This is a genomic window from Streptomyces sp. SID5910, assembly GCF_009862125.1.
In the GTDB taxonomy this organism is placed as follows: Bacteria; Actinomycetota; Actinomycetes; order Streptomycetales; family Streptomycetaceae; genus Streptomyces.
Window position 1 is genome coordinate 1 of the sequence record NZ_WWHX01000838.1, and the last position, 3,589, is coordinate 3,589.

At 70.5% G+C, this 3,589-nt stretch carries 5 protein-coding genes; 4 read left to right on the plus strand and 1 reads right to left on the minus strand.

Features of this window, described 5'->3' with window-relative positions; genetic code table 11:
* Nucleotides 1-223, minus strand: a 223-nt coding sequence (locus tag GTW67_RS29520; protein WP_161167812.1) for an LON peptidase substrate-binding domain-containing protein, incomplete at its 3' end; no start/stop codon positions are given.
* A 184-nt stretch (nt 224-407) separates the two neighbouring features.
* Between GTW67_RS29520 and GTW67_RS29525 the strand changes: the two genes are divergently transcribed.
* The 4 genes from GTW67_RS29525 to GTW67_RS29540 all read left to right on the plus strand — a co-directional run.
* On the plus strand, nt 408-1,097 hold the full coding sequence (locus GTW67_RS29525) for a spermine/spermidine synthase domain-containing protein (RefSeq protein WP_161167813.1): 690 nt from the start codon (nt 408-410) through the stop codon (nt 1,095-1,097).
* Between the two features lie 113 nt (nt 1,098-1,210).
* Entirely contained in the window at nt 1,211-1,951 is a 741-nt protein-coding gene (locus tag GTW67_RS29530) for a response regulator transcription factor (RefSeq protein WP_161167814.1), read from the plus strand.
* Complete coding sequence (locus tag GTW67_RS29535) at nt 1,948-3,057, plus strand: HAMP domain-containing sensor histidine kinase (RefSeq protein ID WP_161167815.1); 1,110 nt, start codon at nt 1,948-1,950, stop codon at nt 3,055-3,057. The genes GTW67_RS29530 and GTW67_RS29535 overlap by 4 nt, the downstream gene beginning before the upstream one ends.
* A 281-nt stretch (nt 3,058-3,338) precedes the next feature.
* On the plus strand, nt 3,339-3,589 hold a 251-nt coding region (locus GTW67_RS29540), incomplete at its 3' end, for a 2-oxoglutarate dehydrogenase E1 subunit family protein (RefSeq protein WP_161167816.1).

Genomic DNA, 3,589 nt, shown 5'->3' on the forward strand with positions numbered 1-3,589 from the left:
CGAGGACGCCGGTCTTGGCGTAGGTGCCGTCGATACGCGGGACGAGGAGGACCCGGGGCTTCCCGGGCTCGGACCTGGCGGCGGCCTGAGCGGCCTCCACCGCGGCCCGTACCTCGGAGTCGCTCAGGTCCAGGGGGACGACCATCCCCGGCAGCACGACCTCGTCGTCGAGCGGCAGCACGGGCAGGGTGAGCGGTGTGAAGGCAGCGGACTCAGCAGCCATGATCTCCCCTTCGGCAGTCAAGTTGAGTTACGTGGACTCAATGCTTGACGACCGGTGATTGTTCCCCGGCGCGTGTTCGCTGTGAGCGATCAAGGAGCGGCGCCGGTCGTGAGCGGCGCTCACGCACCACCAGCGCCGCCCGGCCGCCGGTCATTCCCCCGGCCGGGAGTGCCAGGATGGGCCGATGTCCCTCACCTCTTACGACTCCCCGGACACCCCGGAAGTGCTGGACCGTCGCGAGGGCCCGTACGGCGAGGTCGTCCTGCGCCGGCACGGGACGCTGCTCCAGATCATCGCGAACGGCTGCTTCCTGATGGACACCTCCGACGGGCGCTCGGAGCGCCGGCTCGTGGACGCGGCGGCCGAGGCGCTCGACGGCCGGGCGGCGCCGCACGTCCTCATCGGCGGGCTAGGCGTCGGCTTCTCGCTGGTCCACGCGGCCGCCGACCCCCGCTGGGGCCGGATCGCGGTCGTCGAACGCGAGCGCGCCGTCATCGACTGGCACCGCGCCGGACCGCTGGCCGAGCTGTCCGCCGGGGCCCTGGCCGATCCGCGCGCGGAGATCGTGGAGGCGGATCTGGTGGGCTACGTCAATGAGACTTCCGACACGTACGACGCGCTCTGCCTCGACATCGACAACGGCCCCGACTGGACCGTCACGGAGGGCAACGACGGGCTGTACTCACCGGCCGGACTGGCGGGCTGCGCACGGGTGTTGAGACCCGGCGGGGTGCTCGCCGTGTGGTCCGCGCAGCCCTCTCCGGATTTCGAAGAAACCTTGCGTAATGCCGGGTTCCGGCAGGTGCGTACCGAAGAGATCCCCGTTGCCCGGGGCGTTCCGGACGTCGTCCACCTCGGCGTCGGGCCTGGATAGCAAAGGCGCGGCACATCCCCGTACGCTGCTGCCCTGACGCAGATCATTCAAGCGTCAAGCGCAGTCATGGGATCACCCCACGGATTCCGGAAAGCACACCTCAGGGGCGGGCGATGGAGCAGACACAGACCTCCCACAACGGCACGGCGGCGGCCACCCAGGGCGCACAGCGCCGGGTGCTGGTGGTCGAGGACGACCAGACGATCGTGGACGCCATCGCGACCCGCCTGCGCGCCGAGGGATTCCTGGTGCAAACGGCGGGCGACGGCCCGTCCGCCGTGGACACGGCCGAGGCCTGGCAGCCCGACCTGCTGATCCTCGACATCATGCTGCCCGGCTTCGACGGCCTGGAGGTCTGCCGGCGCGTGCAGGCCCAGCGGCCCGTGCCGGTGCTGATGCTCACGGCGCGCGACGACGAGACGGACATGCTCGTCGGCCTCGGCGTCGGCGCCGACGACTACATGACCAAGCCGTTCTCGATGCGCGAGCTGGCCGCGCGCGTGCACGTGCTGCTGCGCCGGGTGGAGCGGGCCGTCGTGGCCGCCTCGACGCCGCGCAGCGGCATCCTGCGCCTCGGCGAGCTGGAGATCGACCACGCGCAGCGCCGGGTGCGGGTGCGCAGCGAGGACGTCCACCTGACGCCCACCGAGTTCGACCTGCTGGTCTGCCTGGCGAACACCCCGCGCGCGGTGCTCTCCCGCGAGCAGCTGCTGGCCGAGGTGTGGGACTGGGCGGACGCCTCCGGCACCCGGACCGTCGACAGCCACATCAAGGCGCTGCGCCGCAAGATCGGCGCCGAGCGCATCCGCACCGTGCACGGTGTGGGCTACGCGCTGGAGACGCCGACGCCATGAGCGAAGGACGGGAAGCCGCACGGAGGAGCCCCGGGGAGCCCTGGGGCGGCGTACGCCCGTTCTCGATCAAGACCAAGCTGGGCGCGCTGGTCGTCACGTCGGTGCTGATCACCACCGGTCTGTCGGTGATCGCGGTGCACACCAAGACGGAGCTGCGCTTCATCACGGTCTTCTCGATGATCGCCACACTGCTGATCACGCAGTTCGTGGCGCACTCGCTGACCGCGCCGCTGGACGAGATGAACGCCGTGGCCCGGTCCATCTCGCACGGCGACTACACGCGCCGGGTGCGCGAGAACCGCCGCGACGAGCTCGGCGACCTGGCCGTCACGATCAACCGCATGGCGGACGACCTGGAGGCGCAGGACCTCCAGCGCAAGGAGCTGGTGGCGAACGTCTCGCACGAGCTGCGCACCCCCATCGCGGGCCTGCGCGCGGTGCTGGAGAACATCGTCGACGGCGTCACCGAGGCCGACCCGGAGACCATGCGGACCGCGCTGCGGCAGACGGAGCGGCTCGGCCGGCTGGTGGAGACGCTGCTGGACCTCTCCCGCCTCGACAACGGCGTCGTACCGCTGCGCAAGCGGCGCTTCGAGGTGTGGCCATACCTGTCGGGCGTGCTGAAGGAGGCCAACATGGTCGCCTCGGCGCGCGCCGGCATCGCCTCCGGGTCCGGCAGCCACACGCGCACCGACGTGCACCTCGCCCTCGACGTGTTCCCGTCCGACCTGACCGCGCACGCCGATCCCGAGCGGATCCACCAGGTGGTGGCGAATCTCATCGACAACGCGGTCAAGCACAGTCCGCCGCACGGCCGGGTGACGGTCAGGGCGCGGCGCGGGGCGCAGCCGGAATCCCTTGAGCTGGAGGTCATGGACGAGGGGCCCGGCATTCCGCGCTCGGAGTGGCGACGGGTGTTCGAGCGGTTCAACCGGGGTTCGGTGTCCCGGCCGCACGGTCCCGGCAGCGACGGCGGCACCGGGCTCGGTCTGGCGATCGCCCGCTGGGCGGTGGATCTGCACGGCGGCCGGATCGGCGTGGCCGAATCCGAGCGGGGCTGCCGGATTCTCATCACTCTTCCGGGCCTGTCCTCGACATCGAGTTGACGTAGGGTTCGAAACGGAGCACCAAGATCCACGGGCGTTCGCGCTGACGGACACGTGTGATCAGGCACAGGCCCGCGACTTGTTCGCGCGAGGCCGCGGTCTCCCCTTCCCACGCGCAACAGAACCTCGCTTGTTTCCCGCCATTTCCAGCGCCGAAACGCGGTCTGCAATGTGACTTACGCGACGTTGAACGGGCCCGGTCTGACCTTCCGGTCCGGGGAGGCGTAGCCTTGATTCCCGCTGTCCACCACCTTGTGAAGCGGAAGAGGGCGGTTCTCGCCGTGTCGCCACAGTCCCCCAGTAACTCGAGCATCTCGACCGACACCGACCAAGCGGGCAAGAACCCCGCTGCCGCGTTCGGTGCCAACGAATGGCTCGTCGACGAGATCTATCAGCAGTACCTCCAGGACCCGAATTCCGTGGACCGAGCCTGGTGGGACTTCTTCGCCGACTACAAGCCCGGGGCGCCCGCCGCCCCGGCCGCGACCGCCACGGGCACGCCACAGGCCGCCCCGGCGCCCCAGGCGCAGGC